Annotated in this window: 18 protein-coding genes; 10 read left to right on the top strand and 8 right to left on the bottom strand. The window is 66.7% G+C overall.

Annotated elements, in window-relative coordinates; translation table 11 throughout:
* Positions 1–32 precede the first annotated feature (32 nt).
* Positions 33–794: a phosphoribosylaminoimidazolesuccinocarboxamide synthase gene (gene purC, locus H7828_RS08895; RefSeq protein WP_226780664.1), complete on the bottom strand. Its 762-nt coding sequence runs from the start codon at positions 792–794 to the stop codon at positions 33–35.
* 170 nt (positions 795–964) lie between these two features.
* On the opposite strand from purC, the gene H7828_RS08890 reads away from it, so the two are divergent.
* The 3 genes from H7828_RS08890 to H7828_RS08880 all read left to right on the top strand — a co-directional run bounded on the left by H7828_RS08890 (position 965) and on the right by H7828_RS08880 (position 2992).
* Complete coding sequence (locus H7828_RS08890) at positions 965–1279, top strand: DUF1476 domain-containing protein (RefSeq protein ID WP_226780663.1); 315 nt, start codon at positions 965–967, stop codon at positions 1277–1279.
* Positions 1280–1432: 153 nt separating this feature from the next.
* Entirely contained in the window at positions 1433–2449 is a 1017-nt protein-coding gene (bmt, locus tag H7828_RS08885; RefSeq protein WP_226780662.1) for a betaine--homocysteine S-methyltransferase, read from the top strand.
* Between the two features lie 3 nt (positions 2450–2452).
* A complete protein-coding gene (locus tag H7828_RS08880) occupies positions 2453–2992 on the top strand; it encodes a DUF1697 domain-containing protein (RefSeq protein WP_226780661.1) in 540 nt (179 codons plus the stop codon).
* Here the strand turns inward: H7828_RS08880 and H7828_RS08875 are convergent.
* On the bottom strand, positions 2950–4038 hold the full coding sequence (locus tag H7828_RS08875; RefSeq protein ID WP_226780660.1) for a PA0069 family radical SAM protein: 1089 nt from the start codon (positions 4036–4038) through the stop codon (positions 2950–2952). The genes H7828_RS08880 and H7828_RS08875 overlap by 43 nt on opposite strands.
* Before the next feature lie 160 nt (positions 4039–4198).
* On the opposite strand from H7828_RS08875, the gene H7828_RS08870 reads away from it, so the two are divergent.
* Complete coding sequence (locus H7828_RS08870; RefSeq protein ID WP_226780659.1) at positions 4199–4900, top strand: corrinoid protein; 702 nt, start codon at positions 4199–4201, stop codon at positions 4898–4900.
* Positions 4901–5419: 519 nt separating this feature from the next.
* Here the strand turns inward: H7828_RS08870 and H7828_RS22935 are convergent.
* Complete coding sequence (locus tag H7828_RS22935) at positions 5420–7294, bottom strand: divergent polysaccharide deacetylase family protein (RefSeq protein ID WP_226780658.1); 1875 nt, start codon at positions 7292–7294, stop codon at positions 5420–5422.
* A gap of 169 nt (positions 7295–7463) precedes the next feature.
* Between H7828_RS22935 and H7828_RS08860 the strand changes: the two genes are divergently transcribed.
* Positions 7464–8045: an anthranilate synthase component II gene (locus H7828_RS08860; protein WP_226780657.1), complete on the top strand. Its 582-nt coding sequence runs from the start codon at positions 7464–7466 to the stop codon at positions 8043–8045.
* Positions 8042–9061, top strand: a complete 1020-nt coding sequence (trpD, locus tag H7828_RS08855; RefSeq protein WP_226780656.1) for an anthranilate phosphoribosyltransferase — start codon at positions 8042–8044, stop codon at positions 9059–9061. The genes H7828_RS08860 and trpD overlap by 4 nt, the downstream gene beginning before the upstream one ends.
* Positions 9062–9133: 72 nt before the next feature.
* Here trpD and H7828_RS08850 read toward each other — a convergent pair whose 3' ends face one another.
* On the bottom strand, positions 9134–10666 hold the full coding sequence (locus H7828_RS08850) for an NAD(P)H-hydrate dehydratase (protein ID WP_226780655.1): 1533 nt from the start codon (positions 10664–10666) through the stop codon (positions 9134–9136).
* Between the two features lie 145 nt (positions 10667–10811).
* Here H7828_RS08850 and H7828_RS08845 point away from each other — a divergent pair, with 145 nt between their 5' ends.
* A complete protein-coding gene (locus tag H7828_RS08845; RefSeq protein ID WP_226780654.1) occupies positions 10812–11150 on the top strand; it encodes a P-II family nitrogen regulator in 339 nt (112 codons plus the stop codon).
* Between the two features lie 65 nt (positions 11151–11215).
* Positions 11216–12622, top strand: a complete 1407-nt coding sequence (glnA, locus tag H7828_RS08840; RefSeq protein WP_226780653.1) for a type I glutamate--ammonia ligase — start codon at positions 11216–11218, stop codon at positions 12620–12622.
* Between the two features lie 85 nt (positions 12623–12707).
* Here glnA and H7828_RS08835 read toward each other — a convergent pair whose 3' ends face one another.
* Entirely contained in the window at positions 12708–13658 is a 951-nt protein-coding gene (locus tag H7828_RS08835; RefSeq protein WP_226780652.1) for an ADP-ribosylglycohydrolase family protein, read from the bottom strand.
* A gap of 164 nt (positions 13659–13822) precedes the next feature.
* Here H7828_RS08835 and H7828_RS08830 point away from each other — a divergent pair, with 164 nt between their 5' ends.
* Entirely contained in the window at positions 13823–15043 is a 1221-nt protein-coding gene (locus H7828_RS08830) for a bifunctional alpha/beta hydrolase/OsmC family protein (RefSeq protein ID WP_226780651.1), read from the top strand.
* Positions 15044–15052: 9 nt separating this feature from the next.
* Here the strand turns inward: H7828_RS08830 and coaD are convergent, their stop codons facing one another.
* The 3 genes from coaD to H7828_RS08815 form a co-directional block, all read right to left on the bottom strand.
* Positions 15053–15547 (bottom strand): pantetheine-phosphate adenylyltransferase, encoded by a 495-nt coding sequence (gene coaD / locus H7828_RS08825; RefSeq protein WP_226780650.1) that lies wholly within the window; start codon positions 15545–15547, stop codon positions 15053–15055.
* 63 nt (positions 15548–15610) lie between these two features.
* Complete coding sequence (locus H7828_RS08820; RefSeq protein ID WP_226780649.1) at positions 15611–16042, bottom strand: CBS domain-containing protein; 432 nt, start codon at positions 16040–16042, stop codon at positions 15611–15613.
* A gap of 62 nt (positions 16043–16104) precedes the next feature.
* Positions 16105–16995 carry a LysR family transcriptional regulator gene (locus H7828_RS08815; RefSeq protein ID WP_226780648.1) on the bottom strand — a complete coding sequence of 297 codons (891 nt, stop codon included), beginning with the start codon at positions 16993–16995 and terminating at the stop codon, positions 16105–16107.
* 108 nt (positions 16996–17103) lie between these two features.
* Here H7828_RS08815 and H7828_RS08810 point away from each other — a divergent pair, with 108 nt between their 5' ends.
* Positions 17104–18600, top strand: coding sequence for a CoA-acylating methylmalonate-semialdehyde dehydrogenase (locus tag H7828_RS08810; RefSeq protein ID WP_226780647.1), 1497 nt, complete (start codon positions 17104–17106; stop codon positions 18598–18600).
* Positions 18601–18694: the final 94 nt, after the last annotated feature.

Genomic DNA, 18694 nt, shown 5'->3' with positions numbered 1-18694 from the left:
CTTGCTAAAAATACTCACTGCGCGACGCCGGATCAGTTGATCAGCGTCGGTTTGGGCGCGTGGGTGACATTGGTGGGCAGAACGCCCAGCCGTCGGGCCACCTCGGTATAGGCATCGGTCAGGTTGCCCAGGTCGCGGCGGAACACGTCCTTGTCCAGCTTCTGACCGGTCTCGATATCCCAGAGCCGGCAGCTGTCGGGCGAAATCTCGTCTGCCACGATCAGGCGGTGGAAATCGTTCTCCCAGATGCGGCCGATCTCGATCTTGAAATCCACCAGCTTGATCCCGACGGCCAGCATGACGCCGGACATGAAATCGTTCACCCGCAGCGCAAGCGAGATCATGTCGTCCAGATCCTGCTGACTGGCCCAACCGAAGGCGATGATATGTTCCTCGCTGACCAGCGGATCGCCCAGGGCGTCGTCCTTGTAGCAGAATTCGACGATGGGCCGGGGCATCGGCGTGCCCTCGCTCATGCCCAGCCGCTTGCACATGGAACCGGCGGCGAAGTTGCGCACGATCACCTCAAGCGGAATGATCTCGACGCTGCGGATCAGCTGCTCTCGCATGTTCAGGCGCTTGATGAAATGGTTCGGAACGCCGATCTGGGTCAGCCCGGTCATGAAGAATTCCGACAGCCGGTTGTTCAGAACGCCCTTGCCCTCGATCACGGCCTTCTTCTCGGCATTGAACGCGGTGGCGTCATCCTTGAAATACTGAACCATGGTGCCCGGTTCCGGCCCTTCATACATGATTTTGGCTTTGCCTTCGTAGATCTTCTTGCGACGGGCCATGGGACGCTCCAGAAACGAAAAGGGGCGCAGGGGGTGACCCCCCGCGCATTTCCCCTGCCTATAGGGCAATCCGCCCCCCCCGGCAAGAACACCCTCTTGCCCCAGCCGCCCGCCGTGGGCATATCGGACATATCACCGGCGCAAGGCGCCTCTGTACAAAGGAATGACCGATGGCCCAGTTCGACGACCGCAAGGACGCATTCGAAAACAAGTTCGCCCATGACGCGCAGATGCAGTTCAAGGCCGAGGCGCGCCGCAACAAGCTTCTGGGTCTCTGGGCGGCGGAACTGATGGGCAAGACCGGCGAAGACGCCGATGCCTACGCCCGCGAGGTCATCAACTCGGATTTCGAGGAAGCCGGCGACGAGGATGTCTATCGCAAGGTTTCCGGCGATCTTGGCAACAAGGCCGACGAGGCGACGATCCGCGCCAAGATGAACAGCCTGATGGCCGAGGCCAAGGCCCAGTTGATGAGCGAACTCTAGGCGTCTCTGCGTCGCGCGCCCTCGCGGGCCGCGCGGCGCCCCCTGACGGTGAACATGCCCTCGGGCGCATGATCATCATGAGCCTTCTGCATTTGCGCCTGTCTGCGTTCCGTGGCAACAGGTCGCAACGCCTTTAGCCCGAAAGCTCTCTCAATGACCGATGCCCTGTCCAAAATGCTTGCCGACAAGCCGTACATCCTTGCGGATGGCGCAACCGGCACGAACCTGTTCAACATGGGGCTGCAGTCGGGCGATGCACCGGAATTCTGGAACGTCGATCACCCCGACAGGATCCGCACCCTCTATCGCGGGCCGGTCGAAGCGGGCAGCGATCTGTTTCTCACCAACACCTTCGGCGGCAATGCCTCGCGCCTGAAACTGCACGATGCGCAGTCCCGGGTGCGCGAATTCAACCGCGCCGGGGCCGAACTGGGCCGCGAGGTGGCCGATGCCGCCGGGCGCCAGGTCATCGTCGCCGGGTCGATCGGCCCCACCGGCGACATCATGGAGCCGATGGGCACCCTCACCTTCGATCTTGCGGTCGAGATGTTCCACGAACAATGCGAGGGCCTGAAGGAAGGCGGTGCAGATGTCGTCTGGGTGGAAACGATCAGCGCGCCGGAAGAATACCGCGCCGCCGGCGTGGCTGCCGACCTGGCGGGCATTCCCTGGTGCGGCACCATGAGCTTTGACACCGCCGGGCGCACCATGATGGGCGTCACCAGCGCCGGCATGGTCGACATGGTCGAGGCGATCAAGGGCAGCAAACCCTTGGCTTTCGGCGCCAATTGCGGCGTCGGTGCCTCGGACCTGCTGCGCACCGTTCTGGGCTTTGCCGCCGCCGGAAGCGAACGCCCCCTGATCGCCAAGGGCAATGCCGGCATCCCGAAATTCCAGGCCGGCCACATCCATTACGACGGCACCCCCGAACTGATGGCCGATTATGCCGTGCTGGCCCGCGATTGCGGCGCGCGGATCATCGGGGGCTGCTGCGGCACGACGCCCGAACACCTGCGCCACATGCGCGCCGCGCTCGATTCCCGGCCCACCGGCACCCGCCCGACGCTGGAACAGATCACCGAGCGTCTTGGCGGCTTTTCCTCGCCCAGCGACGGAACCGGCGACTCGGCCGGTCCGACGCGCGAACGGCGCGGCCGTCGGCGCAGCTGACCGATGACCGTCTGGATCGCCCTGCTGCGCGCGGTCAACGTCGGCGGAACCGGCAAGCTGGCAATGGCCGACCTGCGCGCCCTGGCCGATGGGCTGGGCCTTGGCGGGGCGCAGACCCATCTTGCCACCGGCAACCTGCTGTTTTCATCCGATCTGCCGCGCGACAGCCTGATCGCTTCTCTCGATGACGGGCTGGCCGGCCTCATGGGCCGGTCTCCGGGCGTCATCCTGCGCAGCGGCACTGAAATGGCGGCCCTGGCCGATACCCTGCCCTTTGGCGATGCCCCGGGCGGCAAGGTCGGCGTGCTGTTCCTACCCGATGCGGCAAGATCCGAAGATCGTCTGGCCAAAGGCCAGAGAGATGAGGACATCGCGCTGTGCCAGGATCATATCGTCATCCACTATCCCTCGGGCATGGGCACCTCGCGCCTGTCGCTGCCCGCCTTCGCCCGCGGCACCCTGCGCAACCGCAACACGGTGCAGGCACTGGCGCAAAAGGCTCAGAACAGCGACAGCTGGTCACCCGGGCGGGGTGGCACATGAAACAGGTCGTTTCGCAGGGGCGGCAAGGTGGCATCCAGCCCCAGCCGCGCACAGGCCAGGTCGAACCGCTTGCCGATCATCTCGGCATGGGGTCCCTCGCCGCGCATCCGGTGATGCCAGGTGGCGCTGTATTCCTTGCCGCCATGCATCTCGCGCAGGCGCGACATGATCTTGCCGGTACGGGCGGGGTAATGTTCGCGCAGCCAGGCCACAAACAGCGGCGACACCTCGTAGGGCAGCCGCAGCATGATCCAGCTGGCCGCCACCGCCCCGGCATCGCGCGCGGCCCCCAGGATGGATTCGATCTCGGGGTCGCTGAGCCCGGGAATGACCGGCGACACCATCACGCGCACCGGCACCCCGGCACGTGCCAGGGTCTCGATCGCCTTCAGGCGGCGCGCGGGCGATGGCACCCGGGGTTCCAGCCGCCGCGCCATGTCGCGGTCAAGCGTGGTGATCGATATGCCCACGCGCGCCAGCCCGGCCTGCCCCATTTCGCCCAGGATATCGGCGTCGCGTTCCACCAGCGTGCCCTTGGTGGCCACCGTCACCGGGTGGCGGAACTCGGACAGCACCTCAAGCACCCGGCGCATGATCTTGCGGTCGCGTTCGATGGGTTGATAGGGGTCGGTATTGGTGCCGATGGCAATGGGCGCCACCCGATAGCGCGGCGACGAGAGTTCGCGCGCCAGACGCTCGGGCGCCTTGGGCCGGGCAATCAGCCGCGTCTCGAACTCCAGCCCCGCCGACATGCCAAGATAGGCGTGGCTGGGGCGGGCGAAACAATAGATGCAGCCATGTTCGCACCCCCGATATGGGTTGATCGACCGATCGAACGAGATGTCGGGCGAGGTATTGCGCGAGATCACCCGGCGCGGCACCTCGGTGCTGACCGTGGTGCGCAGCGGCGGCAGATCATCCTCCCTCTCCCAACCGTCGGGTTCGGTGGTGCGGACATAGGGATCGAACCGCACGGCCGGATCGAAGGCCGCGCCCCGCCCCTTGCGCCGCTCGGGCGAAACAGTCTGATCGTGGTCGTGATTCATGACGCCAGATTAGAACGTAACAGGAACACTGACCAGCCCTTCATCGCGTTCGCGTCGGTCATCGCACCGCCAGCGTCGCAATCCGCCGCGTGGGGCGCGACGCTTTGCCCCTACAACCGAAACCAGCACCGCGCCTGACACGCGCCCAGGAGGAAACACCATGGCCGAAGACGAAGAGATCATCCTGGCCGATCTGCCCGATGACGAACTGGTTCTGCAAATGCAGGACGATCTGTACGATGGCATGAAGGAAGAGATCGAGGAAGGCGTGAACATCCTTCTCGAACGCGGCTGGCAACCCTATGACATCCTGACCAAGGCGCTTGTCGCGGGCATGACCGTGGTCGGGCACGATTTCCGCGACGGCATCCTTTTCGTCCCCGAGGTGCTTCTGGCCGCCAATGCCATGAAGGGCGGCATGTTCATCCTCAAGCCGCTGCTGATCGAAACCGGCGCGCCGCGCATGGGCAAGATGGTGATCGGCACCGTCAAGGGCGACATCCACGACATCGGCAAGAACCTTGTCGCCATGATGATGGAGGGGGCCGGGTTCGAGGTGATCGACCTTGGCATCAACAACGCCGTCGAAAAATACATGGCCGCACTGGAAAGCGAAAAGCCCGATATCCTGGGCATGTCGGCCCTGCTGACCACAACCATGCCCTACATGAAGGTGGTGATCGACACGCTGGTCGCCGAGGGCAAGCGCGATGATTACATCGTGCTGGTGGGCGGCGCCCCCCTGAACGAGGAGTTCGGCAAGGCCATCGGCGCCGACGCCTATTGCCGCGACGCCGCCGTCACGGTCGAAACGGCCAAGGCCTTCATCGCCCGCAAGCACAACCAGATGACGGCGGGCTGACACCTGACACCGCCCGCCCCGGATGGCTCTGCCATTCCGGGGCTACAGGCGCGTTGGCCTGCTGCCTTCACCGGCGTTTTCTTTCGCCCGCCGTCAGGTGGGCCGGGCGTGCCTAAGTATGGTCGAGCACAGACAATCCCGGGCGCGGGATTTTCGACACAATCCGATCAGCCTGCGCGCCAAACTTGCCCCCTGCATTCCTGCATCGTCGAAAACCCGGGCGCCGGGCCGACCGGGGCGGTGACATGGTGGTCTTGTCGGTTCCGGCGCAAGGATGGCCCAGGGTGGGGCCGTCCAGATCGCGTGGCCTACGGCAAGGGAATCGCGGGACGGCCACAGCCCGAACGCCGACAACCTAACTGCGCCCTGCTCCTGCCCATGGAGCCTGAAGAGCGCACCCTGCCGGGAGGCGACGATGCGGTGGCTGATGTGCTGGTCATGGCAACCGCGTTTGCCGGCGGGTCAATCGTTTCTCGGTCAGCCCGGCCACCCTGCCCCGAGGGGGCAGCAGTTCATCGCTCAGGGCTCCAACACTTTCAGCGCCGCCGAGACCGGCGCCAGCGCCACGCTGGCCGCCCGGTTGCCAAGCGCCCATTCGGCCAGCGCCGCCAGGGTATCGGGCCGGTTGCGCCCCACCAGGATCACGGCGTTTTCCTGCCGGGCACGGAAGGCCGCCTGGTCAAGGAACCGCTTCACCGCCCGAAGATCCTGCCCCTCGCCATCAATCTGGCGGAACACCAGCGCCGAGGTGACCCCGGCCCGTGCCGCCACCTGCTGGGCCGTGTTCAGCCCCTTGGGAAAGGTGACAAAGCCGTGGCCGGTCTCGGCCAGGATGCCCACAAGCTGCCCCAGCGCCTCGCGGTTGCCCTGCACCTTGCCCTGGGGCGTGTCCATCAACGCCACGGCCTGGGGCATGCGCGCCAGCACATCCTGCATGGCCACCGCCACATCCGAAGGCTGCGCGCCCTCGGGCAGTGGCGGGATAAGGACCACCTCGGTTCCGGCGGCGCGATAGCGCGCCGCACGTTCGCCCGCATCGGGGGCGGCGGCGTCGATGGCGATGCTGAAGGTCACCGGCAGCTTCACCTCGGGGCCGCCCTCATCCAGCAGTACGACCGAAACGATGGGCCGGCCATCGGGGTTGTCGAAGGCCACGGCGTTGCGGCTCAGCGCATCCTCGGTAAGCACCTCTTCCACCTGCTCCGGCTCGGCCTCGGGCTCTTCGGGGGCGTCGCCGATACGCGGCAGGCGGTCGGTGATCACCTCGGGCTCGGGCTCGGCCCGCGCTTCGGGGTCGTCCTCGCCGTTGACGGGAAGCTGGCCCGCATCGGCCCGGGCGACGGGCAGATCCGGCACCTCCGACGGGGTCGGCGCCTCGGCCAGCGCGGGCTTTTCCAGGGCGGCATCGGGGGCCGGCTGCCCGGCCTGTTCGGGCGTCTCGGCCAGGGCGGGCGGGGCGGGCACCGGCGCGGGCACTTCGCCGGCCTCGTCCCGTTGGGCCAGAAGCGGCGCCGCCGGGGGCATGTCTTCCGGCAGCACATCCTGCGGGGGCGGTGCCACATCGGGCGTCTCGGGTTGCGCGGCTGCGGGCGGGCGCACGTCAATGCTGGCCTGATCCGCGTTCACCGGCCCCGGCCCGCCCGGGGCATCGGGGCCCGCGCCCTGCTGCGGCGTGTCGGTGTCGGCGGGACGACGGGGCGGCACGCCATCCTGCGGAGCAAGCGGCCCCGAGGGTGCTTGGGCCACCAGAACCGGCCCGGGTGCGGGTGGCAGCGCCTCGGGCGGGCCATCCACCACCGGAAGGTCTGCGTTTTCATCGGGCCGGGGCAAACCTTCGCCGCCCTCGCCCGGCGCAACCGGCCCTTCGCCGCCCGGACGCCGGGGGGCCGCTTCGCCGGATTGCGCGGGGGGCGCCATGGCCTCGGGCGCCTCGGCCGGGGTGGGTGGCGTCACCGGCCCCTCTTCGACCTCGGGCACCGCGTCGCGCAGATCGGCGGGCGCAGTCGGCGGAACCTCGCCCCCGGGCACCCCGGTTTCCGCGCCCTCGGGGGGCTGAGGCGCTTCGGGCGCTTCGCCCTCAAGCTCCGGCAACGGCGCCACCTCCTCCGGAACCTCGGGCGCCGCGGCGGACGATTCGGTCTCGGGCACCGCGTCGGGCGACGGGGATTCGGGGCTGGCCTCGGGGGGTGAAACGGCAACCTCCTGCTCGTCGGCGGGGGCAATGGCAGGCTCGGGCGCGGCGGGGTCTGCTTCGGGGGGCAGCGGTGCCGGGGTCGTCGTTGCGGGGGGAACGGGCGCAATCTCGCGCCGCTCGACCTGCTGGCTGATCACCACCAGGCACAGCCCCGAAACGACCAGCCCCCAAAATCCACCCGAAACAAATGCGCGACCCACGTTCCAAATACTCCGTTCTCGAGGCGCCGACGGCGCTTGACCCCCGGGGGCGCCTGCGGCCATGTATACCGCGACACCCCGGCAGGTTCACCCCCCTTGCCACCACTCCGCGACTGCGGCACATCTTTGACCCACCGCACCGCCGACCAAGCCCGAAGGAACCTGCCCCGTGCTGCTGCTGATCGACAACTACGACAGTTTCACCTACAATCTCGTGCATTATCTCGGCGAACTCGGTGCCGATGTGCGGGTGCATCGCAACGACGCGCTGAATGTGCAAGAGGCGATCGCGCTTGGCCCCGATGCGATCCTGCTGTCGCCCGGCCCCTGCGACCCCGACAAGGCCGGAATTTGCCTGGCCCTGACCCATGCGGCGGCGGAAAGCCGCATTCCTCTTCTGGGGGTCTGCCTGGGGCATCAGACCATCGGCCAGGCCTTCGGCGGGAAGGTGGTGCGCGCGCCCGACATCGTGCATGGCAAGGCGGGCGTGATCCGTCACAGTGGGCGCGGCGTCTTTGCCGGCCTGCCCTCGCCCTTCAACGCCACGCGGTATCATTCCCTGACGGTTGAGCGCGACAGCCTGCCCGACTGCCTGGAAATCACCGCCGAGGTCGAGGACGGCACGATCATGGGCCTGTCGCACCGCAGCCTGCCGATCCACGGGGTGCAGTTCCACCCCGAATCCATCGCTTCGCAGCATGGTCACACCCTGTTGCGCAACTTCCTTGAAAACACCGCGGTGCCGGCATGAGCGCGGACCTCAAACCCCTGATCGCCGCCGCCGTCGAACGCCCCCTGACCCGCCCCGAGGCGGAAGAGGCATTTTCGCTGCTGTTCACCGGCGCCGCAACGCCCAGCCAGATCGGCGGCTTCCTGATGACCCTGCGCACGCGGGGCGAAACGGTGGATGAATATGCCGCCGCCGCCGCCGTGATGCGCGCCAAATGCCGGCCCGTGCGCGCGCCCGAGGGGGCGATGGACATCGTCGGCACCGGGGGCGACGGCAAGGGCACGCTGAACATTTCCACCGCCACCGCCTTTGTTGTTGCAGGGGCCGGTGTCGTGGTGGCCAAGCATGGCAACCGCAACCTCAGTTCGAAATCCGGTGCCGCCGATGCCCTGGGGCAGATGGGCATCGACGTGATGGTGGGGGCCGAGGTGGTGGAACGCGCGCTGCGCGAGGTCGGCATCGGCTTCATGATGGCGCCGATGCATCACCCGGCCACGGCCCATGTCATGCCCACCCGGTCCGAGCTGGGCACGCGCACGATCTTCAACATCCTCGGCCCGCTGACCAACCCGGCGGGGGTGAAACGCCAGCTGACCGGCGCCTTCTCGGCTGACGTAATCCGCCCCATGGCCGAAACCCTGGGCGCGCTGGGGGCCGAGAAAGCCTGGCTGGTGCATGGCGGCGACGGGACCGACGAAATCTCGATCGCCGCACCCACAGAGGTGGCCATTCTTGATGCCGGCACGGTCAGCGAAACCCAGATCGCCCCCGAAGATGCCGGCCTGCCGGTTCACCCCTTCGAGTCGATCATGGGCGGCAGCCCCGCCGACAACGGCCGCGCCTTCCGCGCCCTTCTGGACGGCGCGCCCGGTGCCTACCGCGATGCTGTGCTGCTGAACGCCGCTGCCGCGCTGATCGTCGCGGACCGGGTGAACACCCTGCCGGAAGGCGTTGAAATGGCCCGCGAAAGCATCGATTCCGGCGCCGCCCGCAACAAGATCGAGGCGCTGGCCCGCCTCACCCCGCTCAAGGCCTGAACGCCCGGGCCGGGTTTCTTTCTTGCCCAAATACTCCCGCCGGAGGCGCCCCGGCCCGCCAGGTGCGCCGCCCTAGAGGTGGCGCAGAACCCCCGGCAGCGCCTCGGGCAGATCCTCGGCAATCAGCCCCGGACCGAAGGCGCGGGCAGATTCCACGTGCAGCCAGGCGCCGTCGCAGGCCGCTTTGAACGGTGCCCGACCTCGCGCCAGCAGCCCGGCGATGAACCCGGCCAGAACATCGCCCGCCCCCGCCGTGGCCAGCCAGGGCGCGGCGCGCTCATGGCTGGCGGCGTTCAGCGCCACCTGGCCATCCGGCGCGGCAATCACCGTGTCGGCGCCCTTGAACAGAACCGTACAGCCCACCCGATTTGCCGCCGCGCGGATGATCTCGGGTTTCGACACTGCCGCCCCGCGCCCCGGATCGGCAGAAAGCCGTTCGGCCAGATCGGGGAACAGCCGGGCGAATTCGCCGCCATGGGGCGTCAGAACACAGCCTTGGTGCAGCCGCGCCCGAGCCTCGGGGTGGCGCGCCAGCAGGGTCAGCGCGTCGGCGTCCAGCACCGTGCGCCGTCCGCTCTTCAGCGCCGCGAGGACAAGAGACAGCGCGCGCCCGTCGGTGCCAAGGGCGGGGCCAAGCGCCAGTGCCGCGATCCTCTCATCCTCGTCCAGCAGGCGTGCCAGCGCATCGCCATCCGCAATCCGCGCCAACATCACCGCGTTCAACTGCGCCGCGTTCTCGATCACTGCGGCGGGCGGGCAGCCCAGCGTCACCAGCCCGGCACCGATCCGCAGCGCGCCCCGCGCCGCCATCCTCGCCGCACCGCCCCGGCCCACCCCGCCCGACAGGACAAGGGCATGCCCATGGCCAAACTTGTGACCGCCCCCGCGCTTGGCCATGTCGGTGGGCGACGCGGTCAGGCAAAGCACGTCTTGCGGCCCGTTCGTCTGTGGCAGGCCGATATCCACCACCCGCAGCGCCCCGCAAAGCTCGGGGCCGTCGGCCAGGTAATGGCCCGGCTTGGCGCTGTGGAAGGTCACCGTCAGATCGTAACAGCCGCGATTGCCCCTGTTGCGGCCACTGTCGGCGCAAAGCCCGCTTGGCACATCCACAGCGACGACCCTGGGGCGCATCCCGTCACGGTCCTTCAGGGCGTGTATCGCGGCAATCTCGGCCGCGAGGGATTCGTCCAGATCGCGGGTCAGGCCGATCCCCAGGATGGCATCGACAATCAGGTCGGGCGGCGCCTCGGCCGACTGCGCCGTGCCCAACTCCAACCAGGCAATGCGTGCCGCGCGGGCGTCGGGGGGAAGGCGCGCCGGATCGCCGAAGGCGCGCACCGTGACCGACCACCCCCGATCCCGCAGCAGCCGGGCGATCACATAGCCATCGCCGCCGTTGTTGCCCGGCCCGCAAAGCACCAGGGCCTGCCCCGGGTTGCGGGCGAGCGCTGGCCAGTGGCGCAGGATGGCCTCAACCGTGCCCTGCCCCGCCCGCTCCATCAACTGCGCGCCCGAAACGGCGCCCGAACCGATGGCGGCCTGTTCGGCCGCGCGCATCTGGTCGCTGGTCAGCAACGGGGCGCCCAACATTGGTTCAGCGTTCATATTCTGCCCACTTTCGATGCCGAACGCACAAAATTTGTGCAAACCACCATGAATCCTCCTTGCCCGACCGCGCCCCAAACCCTACCCAATTGTGAGCCCGGGTGAGAAGTGGTCTGACCCGGTACCAACATCAAGGAGTCGGCCCATGAAGAAGATCGAAGCGATCATCAAGCCTTTCAAGCTGGACGAGGTGAAGGAAGCCTTGCAGGAGATCGGTGTTCAGGGCCTCAGCGTTCTCGAGGTCAAGGGGTTCGGGCGCCAGAAGGGGCACACCGAACTTTACCGTGGCGCCGAGTATGTGGTCGATTTCCTGCCGAAGGTGAAGATCGAGGTGGTGCTGGACGACGATCAGGTCGACTCGGCCATCGAGGCCATCGTCGATGCCGCCAAGACCGACAAGATCGGCGACGGCAAGATCTTCGTCGCCCCCATCGAACAGGCGGTTCGCATCCGCACCGGCGAAACCGGAAGCGACGCATTGTAACACCCGCCGGGCCAGCCCCGCGCGACCACGACACCAACATCGAAAAATCGAAGGACAGGTTCATCATGAGCACTTCTGACATGCTGAAGACGATCAAGGACGAGGATGTCGAATACGTCGACATCCGTTTCACCGACCCGCGGGGCAACCTGCAGCACGTCACGGTGATGTCCGATCAGATCGATGAGGATTTCATCGAAGAGGGCTTCATGTTCGACGGCTCGTCGATCGCCGGGTGGAAGTCGATCGACCAGTCGGACATGAAACTGGTTCTGGACACCGAGAGCGTCTACATGGACCCGTTCTATGCCGAAAAGACCATGGCGATCCATTGCACGGTCTGCGAACCCGACACCATGGAACGCTATGCCCGCGACCCGCGCGGCACCGCGCGCAACGCCGAGGAATACCTGAAATCCACCGGCATCGGCGACACGGCCTATATGGGCCCCGAGGCCGAGTTCTTCCTTTTCGACGACGTGCGCTTCAGCGTGGGCATCAACAAGGTGTCCTACCAGGTGGATGCCGTTGACGGTTCGTGGAACGGCGATACCGAATACGAAATGGGCAACATGGGCCACCGCCCGGGCCTGAAGGGCGGTTACTTCCCGGTGAACCCCGTGGACGACGGCCAGGACATCCGCGCCGAGATGCTTTCGACCATGAAGCGCATCGGTATGAAGGTCGACAAGCACCACCACGAAGTCGCCTCGTGCCAGCACGAACTGGGCCTGCTTCACGGCACCCTCACCCGCCAGGCGGACGAGGTTCAGAAATACAAGTACATCGTGCAGAACGTCGCCCATGCCTATGGCAAGTCGGCCACCTTCATGCCCAAGCCGATCTCGGGCGACAACGGGTCGGGCATGCATGTGAACATGTCGATCTGGAAAGACGGCAAGCCGCTGTTCGCAGGCGACAAATACGCCGACCTTTCGGACGAGGCGCTGTTCTACATCGGCGGCATCCTGAAGCACGCCAAGGCCCTGAACGCCTTCACCAACCCGACGACCAACAGCTACAAGCGGCTGATCCCCGGGTTCGAGGCACCCGTGCTGCGCGCCTATTCCGCGCGCAACCGGTCGGGCTGCGTGCGCATTCCGTGGGCTGAATCGCCCAAGGCGAAACGTGTCGAGGCCCGCTTCCCCGATCCGGCGGCCAACCCCTATCTGTGCTTCTCGGCCCTGCTGATGGCCGGCCTTGACGGGATCAAGAACAAGATCCACCCGGGCGAAGCCATGGACAAGGATCTCTACGATCTGCCCGCCGAGGAACTGGCCGGCATCCCCACCGTCTGCGGCAGCCTGCGCGAGGCCATGGACGAACTTGAGAAGGACATGGATTTCCTGACTGCCGGCGATGTGTTCACCAAGGACCAGATCGAAGGCTACATGGACCTGAAGTGGGAAGAGATCTACGCCTACGAGCACACCCCCCACCCCATCGAGTTCAAGATGTACTACAGCTGCTGATCCTGACCGGCAGCCACAAGACAAGGGGCGCCCCGGCCGGGCGCCCCTTTTTCGTTTCGGTCGCGGGCGGCAGCGCGACGCGGCGTTACGGGCCGTCGACCGGCGCCAGATCGGCCAGCGCCAGACTGCGCGACCAGGCCTCGGCCCCATCTTCGAGCTTCAGCAGCCAGGCCAGCGGCACACCGGTTCTGGTCGCGACGCCATGGGCGGCCCCCATCAGCGCGCCGATCACGATGGACCGCCCCGCGCTGTCGCCGCCCGCGTCGATGTTGCGGTTGATCGCCTCTTCGAACGAGGACGCCCGCGCCAGGATGTGAAAGGCCAGCGGCATCGCCATGGGCAGGTGGCAGGCGCGGCCCGTCACCTCGCCATAAGCTGTCGAATCCGGTTCTTCCGTGTCCAGAGCCTGGATCAGCGCCTCGACGCCCTCTTCCCCGGCCAGCGGCGCGGCATCGCGCAGGGCCTGCGCCAGGGGGGCACCCTTCAGCACCGCGCCAAGGGCCACGGCAAAGACCGCACCATAGGCGCGGGCCACGTCATTGTCGTTGGTCACGCAAATGGCCTGCTCCACGTTCTGCCCGGTGACGATGACGGCTGGCAGGGTTGCCAGCGCGGGCAGCTGATCGTCGTCGATGCCCGAGGGGTCGGTGCGCTCGGCCGCGATATTGGCAAGGGTGCCGCGCGTGGGCCGGTCGATATACCCGACGAAAGGCCCGCCCGCGCCGAAATAGGCGGCGAAATCAGCCTGATATGCGCCTACGTCAAATCCACCGTCGCGCTGGATCGCGGCCATGGCAAGGGCCAGGGTCGCGCCATATTGCGTCTGCATCCCCAGGCGGCGCGCACCATGGGCGAAATAGCCCACGCCACCGTCATAATGGGCCGGATCGACCGGCAGGAAGGCGGCGCTGCCCCCGTGGGCGGCGCGCAGGTCGGCGATGCGGCCCACGTCATAGATCCAATGCGCGCCCAGGCTGGCGGCATCCCCCACCAGCGCCCCCATGAGGGCGGCGCGCCTGCGTTCAACCGTGTTCATGGCAATCCCCTTTCGATTTGCCGCAAGGCACCATGCCCCGGCCCGCGCGTCAACGCGCCCGGCATTTCAGTGCGTCACCATGGCGTGAGGCAGCGCCCTCGGCCGTTGCGTCGGTGGACCGGGGGCGACAGATTGATGGCAGGCGAACAAAAGGGAGAGCCGCGATGCCCATGGAGAAGATCACCTTTCAGGGCCACGACGGCCAAACCCTGGCCGCCCGGCTGGATCTGCCGACCGGGCCGCACCTGGGCACCGTGCTGTTTGCCCATTGCTTCACCTGCTCAAAGGACATTCCCGCCGCCCGCCGCATCGCCGCCCGCCTCTCGGCCATCGGCCTTGCGGTGCTTCGGTTCGATTTCACCGGCCTTGGCCACTCCGAGGGCGAATTCGAAAATACCAACTTCACCTCGAACGTGGCCGACCTGAAGGCCGCCGCCGATTACCTGGCCGGGCGCGACATGGCGCCGGGCCTGTTGATCGGCCATTCGCTGGGGGGTGCGGCGGTGCTGCGCGCGGCGGGGGGGATCGCGTCGGTCAAGGCGGTGGTGACCATCGGCGCGCCCTATGACCCGGGCCATGTTACCCACAATTTCGCCGCCGCGCTGGACCAGATCAAATCCGAGGGCGTGGCCGAAGTTTCGCTGGGGGGCCGGCCCTTCCGCATCGCCCGCCAGTTCCTCGAGGATGTATCGCAGGAAAACCTGGAGCCGGCGATCCGCGACCTGAAACGCGCCCTGCTGGTGATGCACGCACCGCGCGATCAGATCGTCGGGATCGAGAACGCCAGCCAGATCTTCACCGCCGCAAGGCACCCCAAGAGTTTCGTCACCCTTGACGATGCCGACCACCTGATCAGCGATGCCGCCGATGCCGAATACGCGGCCGAGGTGATAGCCGCCTGGTCGGCCCGCTATCTGCAACTGCACCCGCCCGCCCCGCCCCGCGGCGCGCCCGAAGGCATCGTGCGCGTCTCGGAGGCCGACCCAAAGGGGTTCCTTCAGGATGTCACCAGCGGGCAGAGCATCCACCTTCTGGCCGACGAACCGCTGGCCTATGGCGGCACCAACCGGGGCCTGACGCCCTATGGGCTGGTCGGGGCCGGGCTGGGCGCCTGCACCTCGATGACGCTGCGCATGTATGCAAGGCGCAAGGGCTGGCCGCTGGATCATGTGCGGGTGGATGTCAGCCATGACAAGGTACACGCCCAGGACGCAGGCGCGCCCAGCGACGACAAGGTCGATGAGTTTCTGCGCGAAATCCACATCGAAGGCGACCTGGACGACGAACAGCGCGCCCGCCTGATGGAGATCGCCGACCGCTGCCCCGTGCATCGCACACTGGAGCGCACATCGCACGTCGTGACCCGCAGCGCCAAGGCGGATTAGGCCGGTGGCCTAGCCTTTCAGCTTGCGGTGCAGCGCGGTATCCACCGCGTCGGTGACGAACTTCGACGTGTCACCGCCCAAGCGGGCGATTTCCTTGACCAGTTTGCTGGCAATCGCCTGATGCCGCGCCTCGGCCATCAGGAACACCGTCTCGACCGAATCGTCCAGAGCGCGGTTCATGCCCACCATCTGGTATTCATACTCGAAATCCGCCACGGCCCGCAGGCCGCGCACGATAACCCCTGCGCCCACGTCGCGGGCACAGTCGATCAGCAGGTTCTCGAAGGGATGGGCGATCAGTTCGCACCCGGTCTGGTCGGTCAGATCGGCGAACTCTGCCTCGACCATGGCAACCCGTTCTTCCAAGCTGAACAAGGGCCCCTTGTCGCGGTTTATGGCAACGCCGATCACCAGCCGATCCACCAACCGGCACGCCCGGCGAATGATATCGAGATGACCAAGCGTTACGGGGTCGAAGGTTCCGGGGTACAGACCGATGCGCATGGCAAACCTCTTGTGTGCTGCGCCACACGCAACATTATTGCGCCCAAAATTGCAAGTGCTTGGCTAGTGCCCCATGACCATGGATTCCAGCGCGTCACGCTCCATCGACAGTTCCGAAAGCCGCGCCTTGATCACGTCACCGATCGAGATCAGCCCGATCATCGTGTCGCCCCGCATCACCGGCATGTGGCGAAAGCGCCCGTCGGTCATCTTTTGTAGAACGCTCACCGCCTCGTCCTCGGGGGTGCAGCCGATCAGGTCGCGCGTCATCAGGTCATCGACCTTGTCGTCCATGCAATTGGCGCCACGCTTGCCCAGTTCGCGCACGATGTCGCGTTCCGACAGGATGCCCAGGGGCGCCGCCCCGTCCGAAACGATCACGGCACCGATCCGCTTTTCCGACAAGAGCGCGGCCGCATCGCCAACGTTGCTGCCCGGCGCAACCGTCACCACGTCCGCAGCCGATTTTCCCTGAAGGATTTGTTGAACCAACATAATTCACGCCTTTCCACTGCCGGTTGACCTTGATCAAGCGTCGCCGCAACGGGGGCATCCTGTCAAGCCAAGGCTTCCAACCGGGCGATTTCGGCGCGCAATGCCGCCCCCAGCGCGGCGGCGAACCGGTTCAGCCGCGCCACGCGCCGGTCATCGCCATGGCGGATCAGCCAGAAGGTGCGCGACAGCGCCACCTCGTCGCGCAGCACCCGCACCAGCCCCGGCGCGGCGGGCAATGCGAAATCATGCACGATACCCACGCCACAGCCCTGGGCAAGCCATTGAAACTGAACGGCAACCGAATTGGATGACAGCGCCACCCGGTCGATCCCCACTTCGCCAAGATAGTCGAGTTCCTTGTCGAAGATCATGTCGGGAATATAACCGACGATGGGATGGGCGTTCAGATCGGCGCGGGTGGCAAGGGGCGGTGCCTTGGCCAGGTAATCGCGGTGCGCGGCCAGGTGCAGCTGGTAATCCGCGATCTTCTGCACCGTCACCCGCCCGCCGGTGGGCGGCGAGACGGCGATTGCCATGTCCGCCTCGCGCCGCGACAGGTTGAAGACCCGGGGCAGCGCGACAACCTGAACCTCAAGCCCAGGGTTCTGCGCCACCAGTTGGGCACAGACGCGCGGCAGCAGGAAGTTCGCACAGCCATCGGGCGCGCCCAGCCGGATCGGCCCGCTCAGCCCGCCGCCTTTGCCGCGCAGCTCGTCGCTGGCCGCCGACATGGCCTGTTCGGCGCGTTCGGCATGGGCGACAAAGCGCTGGCCCGCTTCGTTCAGCAGATACCCCTGCGGCGACTTCACGAAGAGGATCGCCCCGACATCGCCCTCCAGCCGGGCAATGCGCCGCCCCACCGTGGCCGCGTCCAGCTTCAACGCCCGCGCGGCGCCCGAAAGACTGTCGTGGCGCGCCACAGACAGGAAAATCCGCATGTCATCCCACTGCATCGCAACCACCATACCGACAAAAACGCAAAGCCCTTTTGGCAAACTGCCGCTTTTCCCCTACCCGGCGCAACCCTAGAGTGAGGGCGAAGCGAAACAACGGAGAGCGCCATGGAAACCCTGTCACACTGGATCAACGGCAAACACGTCAAGGGCACGGGACGCAGCGCCGATGTGTTCAACCCCGCCACCGGCGAAGTGCAGGCCCAGGTGCCCCTGGCCGACAAGGCCCTGCTGGACAGCGCCGTGGCCGACGCCGCCGAGGCGCAGATCAAGTGGGGCGCCACCAACCCCCAGCGCCGCGCCCGGGTGATGATGGAATTCGTCCGCCTGCTGAACCGCGACATGGACAAGCTGGCCGAGGCGCTGAGCCGCGAACACGGCAAGACCCTGCCCGACGCCAAGGGCGACGTGCAGCGCGGGCTTGAGGTGATCGAGTTCTGCATCGGCGCGCCGCACCTTCTGAAGGGCGAATATACCGATGGCGCCGGGCCGGGCATCGACATGTATTCCATGCGCCAGCCCCTGGGCGTGGTGGCGGGCATCACGCCCTTCAACTTCCCGGCGATGATTCCGATGTGGAAGATGGGCCCCGCCCTGACCTGCGGCAACGCCTTCATCCTCAAACCCTCGGAACGTGATCCCTCGGTGCCGTTGATGCTGGCCGAACTGCTGCAAGAGGCCGGCCTGCCCGATGGCGTTCTTCAGGTGGTGAACGGCGACAAGGAGACGGTGGACGCCATCCTGGACAACGAGACGATCCAGGCCGTGGGCTTTGTCGGCTCGACCCCGATCGCGGAATACATCTATGCCCGCGGCTGTGCGGCCGGCAAGCGGGTGCAGTGTTTCGGCGGTGCCAAGAACCACATGATCATCATGCCCGACGCCGACCTTGATCAGGCCGCCGATGCGCTGATCGGCGCGGGTTACGGTGCGGCGGGCGAACGCTGCATGGCGATCTCGGTGGCCGTGCCGGTCGGCGATGCCACGGCGGATGCGCTGATCGAACGGCTGGTGCCGCGGATCGAGAAGCTGAAGGTCGGCCCCTATACCGCCGGCAACGACGTCGATTACGGCCCCGTCGTCACCGCGGCAGCGAAGGAGAACATCCTGAAGCTGGTGCAATCGGGCATCGACCAGGGCGCGGAACTGGTGGTGGACGGACGCAACTTCAACCTGCAGGGATACGAGGACGGCTTCTTCGTCGGCCCCCACCTGTTTGACCGCGTCACAACCGACATGGACATCTATCGCAAGGAGATCTTCGGCCCGGTCCTGTCGCAGGTCCGCGCCAAGACCTACGAAGAGGCGCTTGGCTATGCGATGGACCATGAATACGGCAACGGCACCGCGATCTTCACCCGCGACGGCGACGCCGCCCGCGATTTCGCCAGCCGGATCAACATCGGCATGGTGGGCATCAACGTGCCCATCCCCGTGCCGCTGGCCTATCACACCTTCGGCGGCTGGAAGAAATCGGGCTTTGGCGATCTGAACCAGCACGGCCCCGACGCCTTCCGCTTCTACACCCGCACGAAGACCGTGACGGCGCGCTGGCCCTCGGGCATCAAGGAAGGTGGCGAGTTCAACTTCAAGGCCATGGACTGATCGAGAGTGCGGGCGCCTCCGGCGGGGATATTTGAAGGACCAAAGATGGGGGATGACGTGCCTTCCCCCTGCGGTTCGTGATTTCCCCGCCGGT

Origin of the sequence: Oceaniglobus trochenteri (assembly GCF_020529025.1) — a bacterium.
GTDB lineage: Bacteria > Pseudomonadota > Alphaproteobacteria > Rhodobacterales > Rhodobacteraceae > Oceaniglobus > Oceaniglobus trochenteri.
The sequence above is the reverse complement of the archived record's forward strand: the minus strand, read 5'-3'. Positions and strand labels throughout refer to the sequence as shown.

Bases quoted from the DNA above. Each gene is read 5' to 3' on its own strand.
- purC (WP_226780664.1), bottom strand. From the start codon at position 794: ATGGCCCGTCGCAAGAAGATCTACGAAGGCAAAGCCAAAATCATGTAT.
- H7828_RS08890 (WP_226780663.1), top strand. From the start codon at position 965: ATGGCCCAGTTCGACGACCGCAAGGACGCATTCGAAAACAAGTTCGCC.
- bmt (WP_226780662.1), top strand. From the start codon at position 1,433: ATGACCGATGCCCTGTCCAAAATGCTTGCCGACAAGCCGTACATCCTT.
- H7828_RS08880 (WP_226780661.1), top strand. From the start codon at position 2,453: ATGACCGTCTGGATCGCCCTGCTGCGCGCGGTCAACGTCGGCGGAACC.
- H7828_RS08875 (WP_226780660.1), bottom strand. From the start codon at position 4,038: ATGAATCACGACCACGATCAGACTGTTTCGCCCGAGCGGCGCAAGGGG.
- H7828_RS08870 (WP_226780659.1), top strand. From the start codon at position 4,199: ATGGCCGAAGACGAAGAGATCATCCTGGCCGATCTGCCCGATGACGAA.
- trpD (WP_226780656.1), top strand. From the start codon at position 8,042: ATGAGCGCGGACCTCAAACCCCTGATCGCCGCCGCCGTCGAACGCCCC.
- H7828_RS08850 (WP_226780655.1), bottom strand. From the start codon at position 10,666: ATGAACGCTGAACCAATGTTGGGCGCCCCGTTGCTGACCAGCGACCAG.
- H7828_RS08845 (WP_226780654.1), top strand. From the start codon at position 10,812: ATGAAGAAGATCGAAGCGATCATCAAGCCTTTCAAGCTGGACGAGGTG.
- glnA (WP_226780653.1), top strand. From the start codon at position 11,216: ATGAGCACTTCTGACATGCTGAAGACGATCAAGGACGAGGATGTCGAA.
- H7828_RS08835 (WP_226780652.1), bottom strand. From the start codon at position 13,658: ATGAACACGGTTGAACGCAGGCGCGCCGCCCTCATGGGGGCGCTGGTG.
- H7828_RS08830 (WP_226780651.1), top strand. From the start codon at position 13,823: ATGCCCATGGAGAAGATCACCTTTCAGGGCCACGACGGCCAAACCCTG.
- coaD (WP_226780650.1), bottom strand. From the start codon at position 15,547: ATGCGCATCGGTCTGTACCCCGGAACCTTCGACCCCGTAACGCTTGGT.
- H7828_RS08820 (WP_226780649.1), bottom strand. From the start codon at position 16,042: ATGTTGGTTCAACAAATCCTTCAGGGAAAATCGGCTGCGGACGTGGTG.
- H7828_RS08815 (WP_226780648.1), bottom strand. From the start codon at position 16,995: ATGCAGTGGGATGACATGCGGATTTTCCTGTCTGTGGCGCGCCACGAC.
- H7828_RS08810 (WP_226780647.1), top strand. From the start codon at position 17,104: ATGGAAACCCTGTCACACTGGATCAACGGCAAACACGTCAAGGGCACG.